The following is a 17,513-nucleotide window of genomic DNA, read 5'->3' as shown; positions in this document are numbered from 1 at the left end:
TCAGACCGCCTCTCCCTGACGGGCGGCCGCGAGGCGGACCGCGTCGAGGATCTTCTCGTAGCCCGTGCAGCGGCACAGGTTGCCGGAGAGGGCCTCACGGATGTCCTGGTCGGACGGGTCGCTCTGCCGCTCCAGGAGCTCGTCGGCGGCGATCAGCAGACCGGGGGTGCAGAAGCCGCACTGGACGGCGCCGGCGTCGATGAACGCCTGCTGGATCGGGGAGAGTTCGACGCCCTCGCCGGTCTGGGAGTCCTGACCGGGCTTGGCCTGCCACTTCTTGGCGGCGTCGAGCGGGGTGCCGCAGGCGCCCGTGCCGCAGGAGCCGTGCTCCGTGCGCTCCTTGGCGAACTCGGCGAGGCCCTCGACCGTGACGACCTCGCGGCCCTCGACCTGGCCGGCGGCGACGAGGCAGGAACAGACGGGGACGCCGTCGAGGCGGACCGTGCAGGAACCGCACTCGCCCTGCTCGCAGGCGTTCTTGGAGCCGGGAAGGCCCATCCGCTCGCGCAGGACGTAGAGGAGGGACTCGCCCTCCCAGACGTCGTCGGCCTCCTGCGGACGTCCGTTGACCGTGAAATTGACGCGCATGTTATGCAGCTCCCTCAAGCGTGCGGCCGGTGCCGCGGTACTGCTCCCAGGTCCAGCCGAGCTGGCGGCGGGCCATGATGCCGACGGCGTGGCGGCGGTACTTCGCGGTGCCCCGGACGTCGTCGATCGGGTTCGCGGCGCCCGAGCAGAGGTCGGCGAACTGCTTCGCGATCGACGGGGTGATGATCTTTCCGCTGTCCCAGAAGCCGCCCTCCTCCAGGGCCGCGTTCAGGAAGGCCTCGGCCTCCTTGGCGCGGATCGGGGTCGGCGCGGCGGAGCCGATGCCGGTGCGCACGGTCCGGGTCTCCGGGTGGAGCGCGAGACCGAAGGCGCAGACGGCGATGACCATCGCGTTGCGGGTGCCGACCTTGGAGTACTGCTGGGGGCCGTCCGCCTTCTTGATGTGGACGGTCTTGATGAGCTCGTCGGGCTCCAGGGCGTTGCGCTTCACGCCCGTGTAGAACGCGTCGATCGGGATGAAGCGGCTGCCGCGCACGGACTCGACCTCGACCTCGGCGCCCGCGGCGAGCAGGGCCGGGTGGGCGTCGCCGGCCGGGGAGGCGGTGCCGAGGTTGCCGCCGACGCCGCCGCGGTTGCGGATCTGCGGGGAGGCGACCGTGTGCGAGGCGAGCGCCAGGCCGGGCAGCTCGGCCCGCAGCTCCTCCATGATCCGGGTGTACGGGACGGAGGCGCCGAGCCGGACGTTCTCCTCGCCGACCTCCCACTCGCTCAGCAGCTCGATACGGTTCAGGTCCAGGAGGTACTCGGGGCGCCGGTGGTCGAAGTTGATCTCGACCATGACGTCGGTACCGCCCGCGATGGGCACGGCCGTGGGGTGCTCGGCCTTGGCGGCGAGCGCCTCCTCCCAGCTGGCGGGGCGAAGGAAGTCCATGGTGGCTCTCTTCTAGTGATTCTGGTGATCGGATGATCAGTGCGGTGCGGATGGGCCCGGGAAGACGGCCGGCCCTCGACTTGTTCATGTGCTGTTCACGCGGTGTGTGGCCTAGTACACAAGGCCACGTTCTCCTGGGTGCAGTCACCGAAAACATGAAGGAGTTGGCTGGTGTCCACCGTCGTCTTGTAGATTCGAACGAAAGACGGAGAACGGAAACCTCACCGTTTCCCCATGGAAACGGTGGCACCACCGAACCGTCGACAATGCGACAACGCGACCACCACGACCACTGACGAGAAGGACGGCGGCGACATCATGCGGCTGCGCGCACTGCTGGAGAACGACGCGCTGGGGCTGCGCCTGCTCGGCGGCGACGACGAGCTGGACCGCACCGTCCGGGGCGTGATGACGACGGACCTCAAGGACCCCAGCCGTTACCTGTCCGGCGGGGAACTGGTCCTGACCGGGCTCGCCTGGCTGCGGGAGCCCGAGGACGCCGAGCCCTTCGTCCGGATCCTGGCATCGGCCGGGGTGGCGGCGCTGGCGGCGGGCGAGGCGGAGCTCGGGGACATCCCCGACGATCTCGTACAGGCGTGTTCGCGCCATCGGCTGCCGCTCTTCGCGGTCAACGAGTCCGTTGCGTTCGCGACGATCACCGAGCACGTTGTTCGACAGGTGTCCGGCGAGCGGGCCGGGGACCTGGCGGCCGTCGTGGACCGGCACCGGCGCCTGATGACCTCCGGCCCGGCGGGCGGCGGTCCCGAGGTCGTCCTCGACCTGCTCGGCTCCGACCTGGACCTGCGGGCCTGGGTCCTCTCCCCCACCGGCCGCCGGATCGCGGGCGCCGGGGAGCCCCTGGACAGCGCGCTCGCCGCCTCCCTGGCCGGTGAGCACCTGGCCGCCGTCCGGACCGGCCGGCGCGGCCCGCACCGGGTCTCCGGCGGCGGCACGACGTACTCGCTCTTCCCGATCCGCAACACCGGCCGGGGCGCGGCCCCCGCCGTCCGGGACGTGCGCGAGACGGTCCTCTCGGACTGGCTGCTCGCCGTCGAGGCGGACGCCGGGGACTGGCCGGCCGCCCGGCTGGACCTGCTCCAGGGCGTGACCCAGCTGATCGCGGTCGAGCGGGACCGGCGCGACGCGGCCCGCACGGTGCGGCGCCGGCTCGCCCAGGAGGTCCTGGAGCTGGTGCAGACGGGTGCCGCGCCCGCCGAGATCGCGGCCCGGCTGCGGGTGGCCGCCCCGGTGCTGCTGCCCGGACTCGGCACGGCCCCGCACTGGCAGGTCGTCGTCGCCCGGGTGGAGTGGGAGCAGGAGGCCGGCCAGGGGTCCCCGGTGGACGGCGGGCCGGTCGCGCAGGCGCTCCTGGAGGAGATCCTCGTGGACCCGGCGGCCGTCGGCGCCGAGTCCGCCGACCGGATCGCCGTCGCGCACAGCGGGGACGAGGCCATCGCCCTGGTGCCGCTGGCCGCCGGGCCGCCGCCGGAGAGCGAGGACGCGGACGGCGCCCCCGCCGTCGGCCTGCACGCGGACGCGCTCCTCGCCGCCGTACGGGCTCCGCTCTCCGCGGGCCTCGCCGACGACGGGCGCCTGACCCTGGGCGTCAGCGCGGCCGTGCACTCGGCGGAGGGCCTGCGCGGGGCCCTGGAGGAGGCCCGGCACGCCCGCCGGGTCGCGGCGGCCCGGCCGGGCCGGGTCTGCGCGGCCGGCCACCACGAGCTGGCCTCGCACGTGCTGCTGCTGCCGTTCGTCCCGGACGACGTCCGCCGGGCGTTCACGGCCCGGCTGCTCGACCCGCTGCGGGACTACGACCGGCGCCACCGGGCGGAGCTGATCCCGACCCTGGAGGCCTTCCTGGACTGCGACGGCTCCTGGACGCGCTGCGCGTCCCGGCTCCACCTGCACGTGAACACGCTGCGGTACCGGGTGGGCCGGATCGAACAGCTCACCGGCCGGGACCTGTCCCGCCTGGAGGACAAGCTCGACTTCTTCCTGGCGCTGCGGATGAGCTGAGCGCCTTCGGCGGAAGCCCGTCGGAGGCCCGTCGGAGGCCCGGAAAAGCATCCGGAAATTCACTCGTTCGGAGGAGCCCGAAGGAGTGGCGTACGGGCTGGTGGGGCCCTGTCGGCCGGGGCTGCCGACAGGCCGCGCTGGGGCCGGATCCCGGGCCCGGCGGCGATCTGACGGGTCGTCGGAGGCGCCCCGAAGGGTGGTCACCACACCGATCGTCCCTTTGTGAAATCTTTCACCCGACCCCTTGGCCGGGTATGCCGCTTCGTGCTGAGATGCGGGTCTACTCAACAGCTCGACGGCGCGCTCGGGGAGGGCAATGTGGCGGATACCGCCATGTCTGGTTCCGAATCAAGGGATGGCGCGGATCCGTCCCTCGCCCACGGCAAAAAGACTCCCGTGGAGACCGCCGTGTGGCGTCTCCGCTCCCGGGGCTGCTGGACGGACGCGGCCGCGCTGCTCGCGCCGCGCGCCGCCGAACCGGCCGCGGCGCTCGAACGGGCCGCGCTGCTCATCGAGCGCTGCCTCTACACCGAGAAGGGCTGGGCCGACGCCGAGGAGGCCCTGCGGACGGCCGAGGCGGTCGCCCGCACCGACGAGGAGCGCGGGGCCGCCGCCTGTGAACGCGGCTACCTCGCCTACGCGTCCACCCTCCTCGGGGTCCGCGACCGGGCCGACGAGGCCAGGATGGCCCTGGGCCGGGCGGCGGCCCTGACCGCCCCCTCCGCCGAGGGCCGGCCGCTGCTCGACTTCCGGCGCGGCCTCGTCGCCCAGAACCTCGGCGACTCCCCGCAGGCGGCCCGCGCCGCGTACCGCAGGGCGCACGCGGGGGCGGTCGCCCAGGGGGACTCGCTGCTGCTCTCCTCCACATGGCGCCATCTGGCCGGACTGGCCCTGCGGGACGGCGAGTTGGCGGAGGCGAGGCACGGGTTCGCCGAATCGCTGCGGATCCGCGAGGAGTTGGGCTATCTGGTGGGTACGGCTCCGGCCCTCACCGCCCTGGCCACCACGGAGACCGAACCGGAGGCCGGACGGCTGCGGGCGGAGGCGCGGCGCCTCTTCCGGCTGCTCGGCGGGGTGCCGACCTGGCTGTCGGCCCAGCTCACCCCACACCCGGCCGCATGAAAGACCTTGACAGCAGGACTTCTTGACGCCGGGTCACCTCTTCGCCGCGAGACACAGCAGGCTCTCGTCGGTGCCGACGAGGAGGGACCCGGAGCCGGTGACGGCGACGGCGCGGACCGGGGGGCCCGGGCGGAAGGAGAGCTTCGGGCCGCCCTCCGGCCGGTGGAGTTCGACGAGCCCGTCGGCCCAGGCCGCGGCGACCAGGGGGCCGTGCGGAGTCTCCGCGGCGTGCAGCGAGACCACCGGCGAGCGGCGTTCGGCGAGCGGCTCGGGGCGCGGGTCGCGGCCCGGCGTCCAGAGCCGTACGGTCCCGTCGGCACCGCCGGAGCAGACGAAGGGGGTCTCGGACTCCACCGCCGCGACCGCCGTGACCCGGCCGCTGTGGGAGGCCGCCTGGTGGAGGCCGGTGAGGCCGAAGGCGTGCACGGAGCCGAGCCGGTCCCCCACCACCACCGAGCCGCCGATCGCCGCGAGGGCCGTGCCGGGATGGCGGGCGAGGGTCGCGGAGACCGCCTCGGTGAGGCGCTCCAGGTACGGGGGCCGGGGCGCCGTCCCCCGTACGGCGTGCAGCCGGCCCCGGTCGTCCAGGATCAGCACCGTGCCGTCCGGCGCGGGCGCGAGGGCGGCGATCCGGCCGGGGACGGTGTGCGCCAGGCGCCCGGCGGAGCTCGCGTCGGCCTCGCGCAGCAGGCGTACGGTGCCGGTGCGGTCGCCCACGAGCAGGGTGCCCTCCAGCGGTCCGCCCGCCGCGCCGAGGACGGCGACCGGGCCCGGCCAGGGCGGGGTCAGATCGCCCCGGTGACGGGCCCAGCGGAGCCGCCAGGGCGCGGCCGCCGCGAGGTCGGCGAGGGCGGGGCGCAGCCGGGGGTCGGCCCCGTCGCCGAGCGCGGCGAGCAGCACCAGGGCCCGTTCCGCCCGGGGCTGGGCGCGGCAGAGCGACTGCCCGGCCCGCATCCAGGCGGTGCGCAGGCCGCCGTGGTCGTCGGCGGTGGTCTCGCCGGGGCGGCCTGACGGTTCGGGCCCGTCGAGGGTGCCGGGCACCCCGGCCGGCGCGGAGCCGGTGACGTACGCCGTGGTGACGAGCAGCGGGTCGGCGGCGCAGACGGCGGCCGGGTCGGAGAGGTCCGGCAGCGGCCGGGCGGCGGGCTCCCCGGCCGCGTCGAGGGGGCCGGGGTCGCCGTCCAGGTCCACGACGGCGGCTCGGCGGTCGGCGCGCAGGACGGCGAGGGCGGGGGTGTCGTCGCGGGCCTCGACCACGAGGCGGACCCGGCCCACCCCGGCGAGTTCCGCGACCAGCCGGGCGAGCGCCTCGGGTTCGGCGGCGGCGTGCAGGTCCGTGAGGAGGAGGACGGCCCGGCCGGTGGGCCGCGCCTCGCCGGTGGCGAGGGCGTCGACGAGGTCGCCGGGGGTCTCGGCGACCACGCCGAGGCGGTCGGCGACGGTCCAGGTGACGCCGAGGGCGCACTGTCCCGCCAGCGGGACGAGCACCCGGGCGGGACGGCGGCGCGGCCGGCCGGCGCGCGGACCGTGCGCGGCGAGCCAGCCGAGCAGGGCCGTCTTGCCGCTCCCGGGGGCGCCGGTGACGAGGCAGAGCCGGGGCGCGTCGGGGTCGGTGAGCCAGCCGAGCAGGGCCGCGGCCCCGGGTTCCGTACCGGTGGCGGGCCGGCGTCCGTCCCAGGCCGGGGACGGGGTCGCGGACGGCATGGTGACACCTCACGGACGGCACGGTGCGAGCGGCTGACGCACACGACCTTAGTCGTCCCGGGCGCTCAGCACTCCGATCCGGTGAAGTGCTCCCGTACCAGGGTCCGGACGACCGTCAGGTCCTGGGCGATCAGGGCGTCGAGCAGGGCGGTGTGCTCGGCGGCGTCGGCGACGAGGACGCCGTGGCTGACGGCGGGGGCGCTGATCAGGGGCCACTGGGAGCGGCGGTGGAGGTCGTCGGCGACGGCGAGGAGCTGCTGGTTCCCGGCGAGGGAGAGGACGGCCCGGTGGAAGGCGCGGTCGGCCTCGGCGTAGTGGGCGCGGTCGCCCCGGGCCGCGGCCGTCGCGGTGGCCTCGGCCAGCGGGCGCAGCTCGGCCCAGCGGGCGGCCGGGACGGTGCGGGCGAGCCGCAGCATGACGGGGACCTCGATGAGCGCGCGGATCTCGGCCAGCTCGGCCAGCTCGCGGGGGGTGCGCTCGGTGACGCGGAAGCCGCGGTTCGGCACGACCTCGACGGCGCCCTCGACGGCCAGGCGCTGCATGGCCTCGCGGACGGGGGTGGCGGAGACGCCGAAGCGCTCGGCGAGGGCGGGCGCGGAGTACACCTCGCCGGGGACGAGCTCGCCGCCGACCAGGGCGGTGCGGAGCGCTTCGAGGACCTGCCCGCGCACGGAGTGCCGCCGCACGGTCCGGGGCACGAGCCCGGCCGGCCCGGCGTGGGTGTGCTCGCCGCGCGCGTACGGGGGACCGACGGAGGCCGGCTCCGCTCCCCCGCCCGTCTCCCCGCTCCGGGCCTGGCCCGGTACGCGGGCGGAGCGCGCGTCCGGGGTCCCGGCCGGGTCCGTCGGCTCCCCGTCCCCGGCGTCGGCGGGGGGCGAGGCCGGGGACGGGGTCTCCGTCGTCCGCTCGCGCGCCGCTCCCTGCTCCACCCGGGTCCTCCTGGGGCCTCGTACCGGGCCCGGCTCGCGTCGCGCGGGTCCTCTGTGCACCATAGGCGAACGGACCGGTACCGGGGGTGTGAGAGACGCCTCGCAGGTCCGGAACGGTGTGCTGGTGGTGAGACACCCGATCGAATCGGGTAAGGTAAGCCTTACCTGTCAACGATCGCGATTCGGTGGTCCGCATGACCGTCCCCACCCTGTTGCCCGCCCCCTCCGCCTCGCCCGTCGCGGCCTCCTACGCCCGCCTCGCCGAGGTCTTCTCGTACCTGCGCATAGAGGAACACGCCCCCGGCGACCTCCTGCCGTACGGCGAGGGCTGGGTCGGCGCGGAGGAACTCGCGGCCGGCGGAGCCGAGCTGGACGCCTTCCTGGCCTGGGACGACGAGCAGGTGCGGCGCGACTACGGCGCGCAGGCCCGTCCGGACGTCGTCGCCAGCTTCGGGCTGCACCGCTACGCCTGGCCCGCCTGCCTCCTGGTCACCGTCCCGTGGTTCCTGAACCGCCGGGTGCCCCGCCTCCCCGTCCGGAACGTCGCCTTCCAGCGGACGCTCGGCCGCATGGCGGTCCGGATCGAGGAGTTCGCCTGCCTGCCGGGCGACCCCGCCGCGGACCTGCCCGGCGCCCGGGTCGTCGCCGACGAGGAGGCGCTGCGGGCCGAGGTGCGCTCCTCGCTCGCCGAGCACTTCGAGGCGGTCCTCGACGGCTTCGGCTCCCGGATGCGGCGCGGCCGCCGGGCCCTGTGGGGCATGGCGACGGACGAGATCGTCGAGGGCCTCTGGTACGTCGGCAACCTGCTCGGCGAGGAGCGGCGGGCCACGGAGGAGCTGGAGCTCCTGATGCCGGGCACCGCCAAGCCGCACAAGCCGTACGCGGGGGCCGCGGGCTTCCGGGAGCTGCCCGGCGCCGAGGGTCCGGACGGCGCCCCGCTCACCACCCGGGACCGGGCCACCTGCTGCTTCTTCTACACGCTGCGCCCCGAGGACACCTGCGTCACCTGCCCGCGCACCTGCGACGCCGACCGGGTCCGCCGGCTGACCGCGGCCGCCTGACGATTACGCCACCCGGAAGGGTGGCGTCAATCGAACGCAACTCCCCTTCCTTGCAAGGGTGTTCGACCAGATCGCCCCTATTCGCATGGACCGGCACCCCGTTGGCGTGCTCTTGCCCCGAAACGGCGTGAGCGCCGCTCGGGGTCGGTCAGTATGGGCGACCGAACGCCCTACCGCGATGCAAGGGACACCGCATGAGACTGACCGACATATCGCTGGACTGGCTGCTCCCGGGCGGCGTGATGGTCGCCGGAGTCCTGACGGCGGTGGCGGTGCTCGCGCGCGGGAAGCGCGCCGGTGACCAGGCCCCGGCCGAGGACTCCTGGGAACGCAGCGAGGAGCGCCGGAGGCGCAAGGAGGCGATCTACGGATTCGCCTCGTACGGCCTGCTGTTCTGCTGTGCGGCCGTCGCGGCCGCGCTCTCCTTCCACGGCCTCGTGGGCTTCGGCCGCCAGAACCTCAGCCTCTCCGGCGGCTGGGAGTACCTCGTGCCCTTCGGGCTCGACGGCGCGGCCATGTTCTGCTCGGTCCTCGCCGTCCGCGAGGCCAGCCACGGCGACGCGGCCCTCGGTTCGCGCCTGCTCGTCTGGCTGTTCGCGGGCGCGGCGGCCTGGTTCAACTGGGTGCACGCGCCCAGGGGCCTCGGCCACGACGGAGCCCCGCAGTTCTTCGCGGGGATGTCCCTCTCGGCGGCGGTCCTCTTCGACCGGGCGCTGAAGCAGACGCGCCGGGCCGCACTGCGCGAGCAGGGCCTCGTGCCCCGTCCGCTGCCGCAGATCCGGATCGTCCGCTGGCTGAGGGCGCCCCGGGAGACCTTCGCGGCCTGGTCCCTGATGCTCCTGGAGAACGTGCGGACCCTGGACGAGGCGGTCGACGAGGTGCGCGAGGACCGCAAGGAGAAGGAGCAGAACCGGATCCGCAGGCGGGGCCAGGTGAAGCTGGACCGGGCCCGGCTCAAGGCGATCAACCGTCAGCACCGGTCCTTCGGGCTCGGTCGCGGCGGTGGCCGCCAGGTCGAGATGGCGGCGCTGAACGCCACGGCCGCCCCGGGCACGGCGCCCGCCCAGGTCTCCGGGTCGGGCTCCACGACGGGTGCCGTCCAGGCCCCCGTCGTGGAGCCCGCCATAGCGGATCCCGGACAGCTGCCGCTTCGCCCCCGGCCGTCCCTGCAAGCCGTGAGGGGCGATGAGCCCCGTACGGGAGACTCCCGGGCGGTGGACCTCACCGCCGAGGACGACACCCAGGCGCTGCCCCGTCTCGACTCCCTGGAGCGCAAGCTCAAGGACCTGGAGCAGCAGTTCGGCTGAGCACAGTACGGAAGCAGAGAGAACGGCGGGGTCGCCCCCTCAGGCGGCCCCGCCGTTCAGTTCGAACCACACCACCTTGCCCACCCCCCGGTCCTCGACCCCCCAGGAGTCGGCCAGCGCCTGGACGAGGACGAGCCCCCGGCCGTTCGTGCGGTCGTCGGCGGGCGGTGCCTCCGGCGCGGTCAGGCCGGGGACGAAGTCGCGCACCTCGACCCGTAACTGCTCGGGGACGACCGTCGCGGTCACGACGGCCCCGTGGTCGGTGTGGACCAGGGCGTTGGTCACCAGCTCGCTGGTGAGCAGCTCGGCCACGTCCGAGGCGCCCGGGTCGCCCCACTTCCGCAGCAGTTCCCGCAGTGCGTGCCGCACTTCCGGCACCGCGGTGAGATCCGCGCACCCCACCTTTCTGAGCAGCTGAGTCGGCTGTCGTGCCTCCCCGGTCATGTCCCCCCACCCGTGGTCGCGTCGAACAGGCTCACGGGGATGCATGCCCCACAGGACCGTCGGCATACATGGGTCGTGTCGGAGGGTCAGGGCCGGGGAACGTTCCGCAGGTTGGAGCGGGCCATCTGGAGCATCCTGCCCACGCCCCCGTCCAGGACCATCTTGCTGGCGGAGAGCGCGAAGCCGGTCACCATGTCCGCCTTGATCTTGGGCGGGATGGAGAGCGCGTTGGGGTCGGTGACGACGTCCACCAGGGCCGGGCCCTTGTGCTTGAAGGCGTCCTTGAGCGCGCCCGCGAGCTGCTTGGGCTTCTCGACGCGGACGCCGTAGGCCCCGGCGGCGCGGGCGATGGCGGCGAAGTCCGGGTTCTTGTTCGTCGTCCCGTAGGAGGGCAGGCCGGCGACCATCATCTCCAGCTCGACCATGCCGAGCGAGGAGTTGTCGAACACCACCACCTTCACGGGCAGGTCGTACTGGACCAGGGTGAGGAAGTCGCCCATGAGCATGGAGAAGCCGCCGTCGCCGGAGAGCGAGACGACCTGGCGGTTCAGGTCGGTGAACTGGGCGCCGATCGCCTGCGGGAGGGCGTTCGCCATCGAGCCGTGGCTGAACGAGCCGATGATCCTGCGCCGCCCGTTGGGCGTGAGGTAACGGGCCGCCCAGACGTTGCACATGCCGGTGTCGACGGTGAAGACGGCGTCGTCGTCGGCGAGTTCGTCGAGGACGGAGGCGACGTACTCGGGGTGGATCGGGGTGTGCTTCTCGACCTTGCGGGTGTAGGCCTTGACGACCCCTTCGAGGGCGTCGGCGTGCTTCTTGAGCATCTTGTCGAGGAAGCGGCGGTCCTTCTTGGCCCGGACCCGGGGGATCACGCAGCGCAGGGTCTCCCGGACGTCGCCCCAGACGGCGAGGTCGAGCCGGGAGCGGCGCCCGAGGTGCTCGGCCCTGACGTCCACCTGGACGATCTTGACGTCGTCGGGCAGGAAGGCGTTGTACGGGAAGTCGGTGCCGAGCAGGATCAGCAGGTCGCACTCGTGGGTGGCCTCGTAGGCGGCGCCGTACCCGAGCAGTCCGCTCATGCCGACGTCGTACGGGTTGTCGTACTGGATCCACTCCTTGCCCCGCAGGGCGTGGCCGACCGGCGCCTTGATCCGCTCGGCGAACCGCATGACCTCGGCGTGGGCCCCGGCGGTGCCGCTGCCGCAGAAGAGCGTCACCCGGTCGGCGTCGTCGATCATCCGGACCAGGGCGTCGACCTCGGCGTCGCCCGGGCGGACGGTGGGCCGGGTGGTGACGAGCGCGGACTCCACGGCCTTCTCCGGGGCCGGCTCGGCAGCGACGTCGCCGGGCAGCGAGACGACGCTGACGCCGCCGCGGCCGACGGCGTGCTGGATCGCCGTGTGGAGCAGCCGGGGCATCTGCTTCGGGCTGGAGATCAGCTCGCTGTAGTGGCTGCACTCGCGGAAGAGCTGGTCCGGGTGGGTCTCCTGGAAGTAGGAGAGGCCGATCTCGCTGGACGGGATCTGGGAGGCGAGGGCCAGGACCGGGGCCATGGAGCGGTGGGCGTCGTACAGGCCGTTGATGAGGTGCAGGTTGCCCGGCCCGCAGGAGCCCGCGCAGGCGGCGAGGCCACCGGTGATCTGGGCCTCGGCGCCCGCGGCGAAGGCGGCGACCTCCTCGTGCCGGACGTGGATCCAGTCGATCCCCTTGGTGCGGCGGATCGCGTCGACGACCGGGTTCAGGCTGTCGCCGACCACTCCGTAGAGGCGTTTCACGCCCGCGCGCACGAGGATGTCGACGAACTGCTCCGCTACGTTCTGCTTGGCCATGGTCCCATCAACACACGGCCCGGCGGATCACGCCTCCCAGACGGCCACCCCCGTACGGTCATCGGCGTAACCGGTCACCCTCAGCTGGGTGTCGGCGAGGAAGGCGGCGAGGCCGGGCGGCTCCGCGTCGGCCCAGCGGTCGGCGAGCTCACGGGCGAGGCCGGGCTCGCCGCGCACGGGGTCGGCGAGGCCGGGCGAGGCGAGCAGCAGGGTGTCACCGGGACGGGCGACGGAGGCGCGGAAGCGGAACGGCTCGGCGGGCGGCGGCACGGGCTCCTCCACGAGCGGCCCGGGCGCGGTCGTGATGCCGAGGTCCATGGTGAGCCGGTCCTCCTCCTCGGTCGCCTCCGGGACGGACGGGGCGGGCGGCGGGGAGCCGAAGCCGACGACGGGGGCGCCGGTGACGGCGCCCCGCTCGGGCAGCAGCGGTTCGATGTCCTGCCAGACGCCGTCGCGGAGCCGGAAGAGCCCGCCGCCGCCGATGCCGAAGAAGACCCGGGTGCGGCAGTCGGGGTCGGCGGGGAGCAGGAGGCAGCGGAGGGAGGCGGTGTACTCGTCGGGGGCGAGGCCCCGCTCGGCGGCGCGGGCGCGCAGCTTGCCGTACGTGCGGTCGGTGAGCCGGTGCAGTCCGGACTTGAGGTCGCCGCGGCGGCCGGACCTGATGTCCTCGGAGAGCCGGCCGTGGCTGCGGCAGACGGCCTCCGCGATCCAGCGGCAGGCGTCGGCGGCGGCGAGGTGGGCGTCCTCGGTGGTCCGGGATCCGGCGGCGACGGCGACGAGGACGAGCGCGGCCTCGTCGTGGCCGAAGCGGGCGGTGAGGAGGGCGTCGCGGCGGGGCTCGCCCCGGAAGCGGGCCGAGTCGCCGCGCACGGAGACGGCGCGCAGCGTGCAGGTGCCGTAGCGGGCGCCGTCGAGGACGGTGTCCGCGACCACGCCGGCGAGTTCGCCGGGGCGGGCGACGGGCAGGGCGGTGGGCTCGGGCTCGTAGGTGGGCGGCCTGCTGCCGACGAATCCGGTACGGGGGCGGGGGACGGGGACCTGGACGGTCGGGGCGTGGTCGGTAGGGGCCGATGCCTGCTCCGCCTCCGGCTCCTGTTCCTTCTCCGGCTCCGGGTCCTGTCCCGGCGGGTCCGGAGGCACCGGCACCTGGACGGTGGGCGCTTCGACCGGCGGGGCGGGGAAGGTCCGCGGCCCGGTCTCGGCGGCCTCCCAGGGGGCCCGCCCGGGAACGGGCGGAACGGGAGCGGGTGGTACGGGTGGTGCGGCTGGCGTGGGTGGTGCGGTCGGCGTGGGTGGTGCGGTCGGTACGGGCGGCGGTTCCGGGTCCGTGCCGGGAGCGGTGCTCCTCGGTGCCGGTGCCGGAACCGAGGCCGGAACCGGAACCGGAGCCGGTGCCGGAACCGGGGCCGGTGTCGCGGCCCGGGGGTCCGGGCCCGCCGGACGGGTCGGGCTCTTCACGTCGGTCGGGCTCTTCGCGGCGGCCGGGACCGCCGCGTCGGTCGGCGCCCCGCCCGGCGGGTCCGTCGTGGCGCGGGCCGCCGTGGCGAAGTGGTCGTCGAGCGTGTCACCCGAGACCGTCGGGGCCGTGTCCGGCGCCGACTCGTCGTAGAGCTTGTCCCACCAGCTGTCCCCCTGCTGAGTCATGCCCTTATTGTCCACCGCTCGGAGGGCCCGAAAACGGCGCATCGGAAAAAGCGTTGCGGCGAATGGGTGGTCCGCCGGGCGGCCCCACCCCCCACGGGAAGGACGCCCGGCGGACCGGCGTGGTCAGCGCACGTCGTAGGCGCGGACCACGGTCTGGGTGACGGAGTTGCCCCCGGCGTCCGTCAGTTCGGTCTTCAGGGTGACCTGCTCGCCGGTCGCGCCCGCGTGGTTCACGGTCGCGGTCCAGCGGCCGCCCTGCCGGGAGACCCGCGCTTCGGTCCAGGTCGTGCCGCCGTCGTAGGAGTACGAGAGCCTGGCCGAGGTGAGCGCCGCGGGGGTGTGGCCCGCGTGTCCCGTAGCGGTGAGGCCGATGTGCTGGCCGTCGGTCGCGGCGAGGGTCTTGAGGCCGTCCTCCGGAAGGTCGTACCGGGGGAAGAGAATCGGGATGCCCTGAGAATAGACGCTCTCGTCAAGCTTGGAGGTGAATTCCCACACCGAGTTGACGGAGGTGGACCGGTTCCACACCCTGCTGCCGATCTTCGTGGTGTTCTGTTCGAGCGTGTACCTCCCGGCTTCGGCCGGGACCTCGAAGACGCCGTACGGCCAGCCGGTCTCGCCGATGGGCTCGCCGTCGCGGCGGAGGCGCAGGTTGCCGATGTCGCCGAAGGAGCCGGGCTCGGCGTGATGGGTGGAGTCGCCCCACATCGCGGCGGCGAAGCCGATGAGGTTGCCCTGGCGCTCGGCGACGAGGACCGGCTTCCCGGTGGCGTCGCGCGGGGCGGTGGGGGCGAGGACGCCGTCGTACCAGCGCTCGGTGCGCCTCTCCCCGGCCCTGTAGGCGTGGCGGGCGCCGGCCATGAGCTCGCCGAAGGGGAAGTTGCTGCCGATCAGCTGCTCCCAGGCGGTGTCGCCGGCCGAGTAGTACTCGGTGCGGGTGCCGGGTACGGGGACCGTTTCGAGAGAGCCGAAGAAGACGCGGGTGCCGTTGGGGCGGTGGGCGGCGGGGCTGTCGAAGAAGTCGGTGGCGACGCCGGTGGAGCCGTACGTGGAGTCCGTGCGGCCGAGGGCGCCGTCGCGGACCCGGTACTCCTTGGCGGAGCGGATCGCACCGGTCTCGGGGAACGCGAGGTTGTAGACGTACGGGCTCTTCGCGGTGGCCTTCCAGGCGAGGACGACCGGGCCGGTGGCCAGCTTCCTCAGGAGCGCGGCGGCCTCGGTGGAGGGGACGGAGAGGACGGGGAGGCCGTTGCCCATGAAGCCTCCGCCGGGGTACCAGCGGCCGGGGGCCGTGTGGTGGGCGAGGACGGCGACGGCTCCGGCGGCCCTGGCGTCGCGGGCGAGGGTGCTCGCCTGGGTGGAGTCGTCGGGGAGGCGGACGAGGGCGACGCGGCCCTTGACGCCGGCGGCCTTGAGCTCCTCGGGGGTGCCGGTTCCGGCGTCGACGAGGCGGGCGGAGCCGGTGCCGTCGAGGTTGTCGGAGGCGAGGGAGCCGGTGAGCGGGTGCAGGGCCAGTCCGTCGCCGGTGCGCAGCGAGGTGATCTGCGGGGCGGCGGCCCGCCAGTAGCTGCCGAACTCGAAGTCGCCGTCGTCGGCGCGGCCTTCGACCGAGGCGTAGTAGGCGCGGATGGTGCGCGGTCCGGCGGCGGTGCCGGCGTGCGTCCAGGTGTCGTCCCAGGAGCGGGCGAACGCGAGGGTGGCGCCGCGCAGTTCGGCGTCCTTGTCGGTCCGCACGGACAGTTTGTGGGCCTTGCGGGCGTCGAGGACGACGGTGGTGTCCTTCTTCAGCTCGAACCGCGGGCGGCCGAGGTAGCTGAGCGAGTCGGTCAGCGCCGCGCCCTCGCCCGCGTCGGGCGTGGTGACGTAGGAGGAGAGGAAGTAGCCGCCGGGGCGCAGGCGGAAGACCTGGTCGGTGGCGCCCTCGTTGAAGCGGCGCTCGCCGCCGGCGTCGTCGGTGCCGATGACGTCGAGGGAGGAGGCGCCGGAGGCGGGCCGGCCGAGGCGGTCGACCAGCTTGACGCGGAGGGTGACGGTCTCGGGCTCGACGTACAGGGAGAACGGCGTGGAGACGTGGACGCCGCCCCTGCCGGTGGCGATCACGCGGCCGGTGACGTCGCCGTACTGGGCGCGGTCCAGGCGGGCGGCCGGGTCGAGCTCCAGCGGGACCTTCACGGTGGCGCCGGCCGGGACGGTGACGGTCCGCTCGCCGAGGCGGGCGACGGTCGGCCTCACGCGGGAGCCGTCGTTGCCGGTGACCCGCTCGACGGCCAGGTCCAGGGTGACCGGGGTCTTCGAGGTGTTGGTGTACGGGACGGAGACGGTGGTGCGGTCGCTCCTGTCCTGCGGCCAGGGGAAGGTGCCGCCCTGGACGGCGGGGGCGCCGAGGACCTTCTGGTCGACGGCGGCCTTGACGTCGAGGCGGCCGGCGCCGACCTCGCGGACGTCGCCGGGCAGGTCGCTCTCGGCGGAGGCGACCAGCGCGGCCTTGATCTCCTGGGCGGTCCAGTCGGGGTGGCGCTGCTTGACGACGGCGGCGGCGCCCGCGACGTGCGGGGTGGCCATCGACGTACCGGACATGGACCGGTAGGCGTACACGCCCCGGCCGCCCGCGGCGGCGGCGGATATGGCGACGCCGGGCGCGGCGATCTCCGGCTTGAGCGTGTGGTTGACGAGCGTCGGGCCGCGGCTGGAGAAGTACGCGGTGGAGTCGTCGCGGTCGGTGGCGCCGACGGTGAGGACGCCGGGCGCGCAGCCGGGCGAGGAGACCGTGTTGAGGGAGGGGCCGGTGTTTCCGGCGGCGACGACGAAGAGGGTGCCCTCGTTCTCGGCGAGCTCCTCGGCGGCGACGCTCATCGGGTCGGTGCAGTCGGTGGGTACGGGGCTGCCGAGGCTCATGGAGACGACGTCGGCGCCCTGGGCGACGGCCCACTCCATGCCGGCGATGATCCAGGAGATCGCGCCGGAGCCGGAGTCGTCGAGGACCTTGCCGTTGAGGAGTTCCGCGCCGGGCGCGACGCCCTTCTTCTTTCCGCCGCTCGCGGCGCCGGAGCCGCCGACGGTGGAGAGCGTGTGGGTGCCGTGGCCCTGGCGGTCGCCGGTGGTGTCGGAGTCGGTGAAGTTCTCCGAGGCGACGACGCGGCCCTTGAGGTCGGGGTGGTCGGTGTCGGCGCCGGTGTCGAGGACGGCGACCCTGGTGCCCTTGCCGTCGTAGCCGGCGGCCCAGGCCTCGGGGGCGTGGACCTGCTTCGTGGAGCGCTCCAGGGTGGCCTCGACCTTGCGGTCGAGCCAGAGCTTCTCGATGCCGGAGGCGGTGCGGGCCTTCGGGGCGTCCACCTCGGCCCAGAAGGTGGCGGCGGTCTTCTTCTCGGCCCGGAGGGCGACGCCGTCGACGGCCTTGAGGACCTGGCCGCGCCGGGCTCCGCGCGGAGCGAGGGGGGCGGAGCGGGCGACGTCGGAGCCGTAGACCGCGATGAGCGGCAGGGTGGTGGTGGCGGTGTCGTCGTAGCCCTGGCGGATCAGGCCGGTGACGTTGAAGAGCTCCTCGTCGACGCGTCCGGCGGCGAGCGCGGCGGTGGCGGCCTCGGGGTAGACGTACAGGTCCCGGCCGGAGCGGCGGGTCTGGACGAGGGGGACGGTGCCGTCCTCGCCGGGGAGGGCCGTGGCCGCCGGGACGCCCGCGGCGTCGCGGGTGACCAGGACGCGGTCGCCGGTGACCAGGGTCACCGTGGTGGTCCGGGCCCCGGCGCGGGCCGAGGCCTCGCTGCCGGCCAGGGGCCGCTTGCCGGCCGTTCCGTCCTGCGGCGTGTTCGCCACGGACGGCACGACCGCGGTGGCGGCCAGGACGGCGGCGGTCGCCGCCCCCAGGGCCGTACGCGAAATCGGGCGCATCACTCTCCCCATCGTTTTCCGGGCACGGCGGAGCGAATCGCCCGTTCCCGGAGGCTGTTGGTGCTGCGGTGGCGCCACATTGGCAGAGGTGA

The 17,513-nt window shown here is 74.4% G+C and carries 12 protein-coding genes; 4 read left to right on the top strand and 8 right to left on the bottom strand.

The window, feature by feature from the left end:
- Together AB0398_RS28295 and AB0398_RS28290 are read right to left on the bottom strand one after the other, a co-directional pair.
- A complete protein-coding gene (locus tag AB0398_RS28295) occupies window positions 1-588 on the bottom strand; it encodes a (2Fe-2S)-binding protein (protein ID WP_366378461.1) in 588 nt (195 codons plus the stop codon).
- A 1-nt stretch (window position 589) separates the two neighbouring features.
- A complete protein-coding gene (locus tag AB0398_RS28290; protein ID WP_366378460.1) occupies window positions 590-1,480 on the bottom strand; it encodes a xanthine dehydrogenase family protein subunit M in 891 nt (296 codons plus the stop codon).
- A 318-nt stretch (window positions 1,481-1,798) separates the two neighbouring features.
- On the opposite strand from AB0398_RS28290, the gene AB0398_RS28285 reads away from it, so the two are divergent.
- Both AB0398_RS28285 and AB0398_RS28280 read left to right on the top strand, forming a co-directional pair.
- Entirely contained in the window at window positions 1,799-3,496 is a 1,698-nt protein-coding gene (locus AB0398_RS28285) for a PucR family transcriptional regulator ligand-binding domain-containing protein (RefSeq protein WP_366378484.1), read from the top strand.
- Between the two features lie 333 nt (window positions 3,497-3,829).
- On the top strand, window positions 3,830-4,618 hold the full coding sequence (locus AB0398_RS28280; RefSeq protein WP_366378459.1) for a hypothetical protein: 789 nt from the start codon (window positions 3,830-3,832) through the stop codon (window positions 4,616-4,618).
- A 33-nt stretch (window positions 4,619-4,651) separates the two neighbouring features.
- Here AB0398_RS28280 and AB0398_RS28275 read toward each other — a convergent pair whose 3' ends face one another.
- Window positions 4,652-6,322 (bottom strand): WD40 repeat domain-containing protein, encoded by a 1,671-nt coding sequence (locus AB0398_RS28275; RefSeq protein WP_366378458.1) that lies wholly within the window; start codon window positions 6,320-6,322, stop codon window positions 4,652-4,654.
- A 65-nt stretch (window positions 6,323-6,387) separates the two neighbouring features.
- Window positions 6,388-7,251: a GntR family transcriptional regulator gene (locus AB0398_RS28270; protein ID WP_366378457.1), complete on the bottom strand. Its 864-nt coding sequence runs from the start codon at window positions 7,249-7,251 to the stop codon at window positions 6,388-6,390.
- A 194-nt stretch (window positions 7,252-7,445) separates the two neighbouring features.
- On the opposite strand from AB0398_RS28270, the gene AB0398_RS28265 reads away from it, so the two are divergent.
- On the top strand, window positions 7,446-8,312 hold the full coding sequence (locus AB0398_RS28265; RefSeq protein WP_366378456.1) for a (2Fe-2S)-binding protein: 867 nt from the start codon (window positions 7,446-7,448) through the stop codon (window positions 8,310-8,312).
- A 194-nt stretch (window positions 8,313-8,506) separates the two neighbouring features.
- Complete coding sequence (locus tag AB0398_RS28260; RefSeq protein ID WP_366378455.1) at window positions 8,507-9,619, top strand: DUF2637 domain-containing protein; 1,113 nt, start codon at window positions 8,507-8,509, stop codon at window positions 9,617-9,619.
- A 39-nt stretch (window positions 9,620-9,658) separates the two neighbouring features.
- Here AB0398_RS28260 and AB0398_RS28255 read toward each other — a convergent pair whose 3' ends face one another.
- From AB0398_RS28255 to AB0398_RS28240, 4 genes are all read right to left on the bottom strand, one after another.
- On the bottom strand, window positions 9,659-10,063 hold the full coding sequence (locus tag AB0398_RS28255; RefSeq protein WP_366378454.1) for an ATP-binding protein: 405 nt from the start codon (window positions 10,061-10,063) through the stop codon (window positions 9,659-9,661).
- Window positions 10,064-10,149: 86 nt separating this feature from the next.
- A complete protein-coding gene (locus AB0398_RS28250) occupies window positions 10,150-11,892 on the bottom strand; it encodes a pyruvate dehydrogenase (RefSeq protein WP_366378453.1) in 1,743 nt (580 codons plus the stop codon).
- A gap of 27 nt (window positions 11,893-11,919) precedes the next feature.
- Window positions 11,920-13,536, bottom strand: a complete 1,617-nt coding sequence (locus AB0398_RS28245) for a protein phosphatase 2C domain-containing protein (protein WP_366378452.1) — start codon at window positions 13,534-13,536, stop codon at window positions 11,920-11,922.
- Window positions 13,537-13,659: 123 nt separating this feature from the next.
- The gene (locus AB0398_RS28240) at window positions 13,660-17,421 is read right to left on the bottom strand and encodes a S8 family serine peptidase (protein WP_366378451.1); all 3,762 of its coding nucleotides are present in this window, start codon (window positions 17,419-17,421) and stop codon (window positions 13,660-13,662) included.
- Between the last annotated feature and the right edge of the window lie 92 nt (window positions 17,422-17,513).

Origin of the sequence: Streptomyces sp. NPDC086147, from assembly GCF_040702165.1 — a bacterium.
GTDB lineage: Bacteria > Actinomycetota > Actinomycetes > Streptomycetales > Streptomycetaceae > Streptomyces.
Note: the sequence above shows the minus strand (reverse complement) of the source record. Positions and strands in the feature narration are given on the sequence as shown.

Coding starts and splice junctions, on each gene's coding strand:
- AB0398_RS28245 (WP_366378452.1), bottom strand. CDS start 13,536: ATGACTCAGCAGGGGGACAGCTGGTGGGACAAGCTCTACGACGAGTCG.
- AB0398_RS28255 (WP_366378454.1), bottom strand. CDS start 10,063: ATGACCGGGGAGGCACGACAGCCGACTCAGCTGCTCAGAAAGGTGGGG.
- AB0398_RS28240 (WP_366378451.1), bottom strand. CDS start 17,421: ATGCGCCCGATTTCGCGTACGGCCCTGGGGGCGGCGACCGCCGCCGTC.
- AB0398_RS28275 (WP_366378458.1), bottom strand. CDS start 6,322: ATGCCGTCCGCGACCCCGTCCCCGGCCTGGGACGGACGCCGGCCCGCC.
- AB0398_RS28260 (WP_366378455.1), top strand. CDS start 8,507: ATGAGACTGACCGACATATCGCTGGACTGGCTGCTCCCGGGCGGCGTG.
- AB0398_RS28285 (WP_366378484.1), top strand. CDS start 1,799: ATGCGGCTGCGCGCACTGCTGGAGAACGACGCGCTGGGGCTGCGCCTG.
- AB0398_RS28280 (WP_366378459.1), top strand. CDS start 3,830: ATGTCTGGTTCCGAATCAAGGGATGGCGCGGATCCGTCCCTCGCCCAC.
- AB0398_RS28250 (WP_366378453.1), bottom strand. CDS start 11,892: ATGGCCAAGCAGAACGTAGCGGAGCAGTTCGTCGACATCCTCGTGCGC.
- AB0398_RS28295 (WP_366378461.1), bottom strand. CDS start 588: ATGCGCGTCAATTTCACGGTCAACGGACGTCCGCAGGAGGCCGACGAC.
- AB0398_RS28265 (WP_366378456.1), top strand. CDS start 7,446: ATGACCGTCCCCACCCTGTTGCCCGCCCCCTCCGCCTCGCCCGTCGCG.
- AB0398_RS28290 (WP_366378460.1), bottom strand. CDS start 1,480: ATGGACTTCCTTCGCCCCGCCAGCTGGGAGGAGGCGCTCGCCGCCAAG.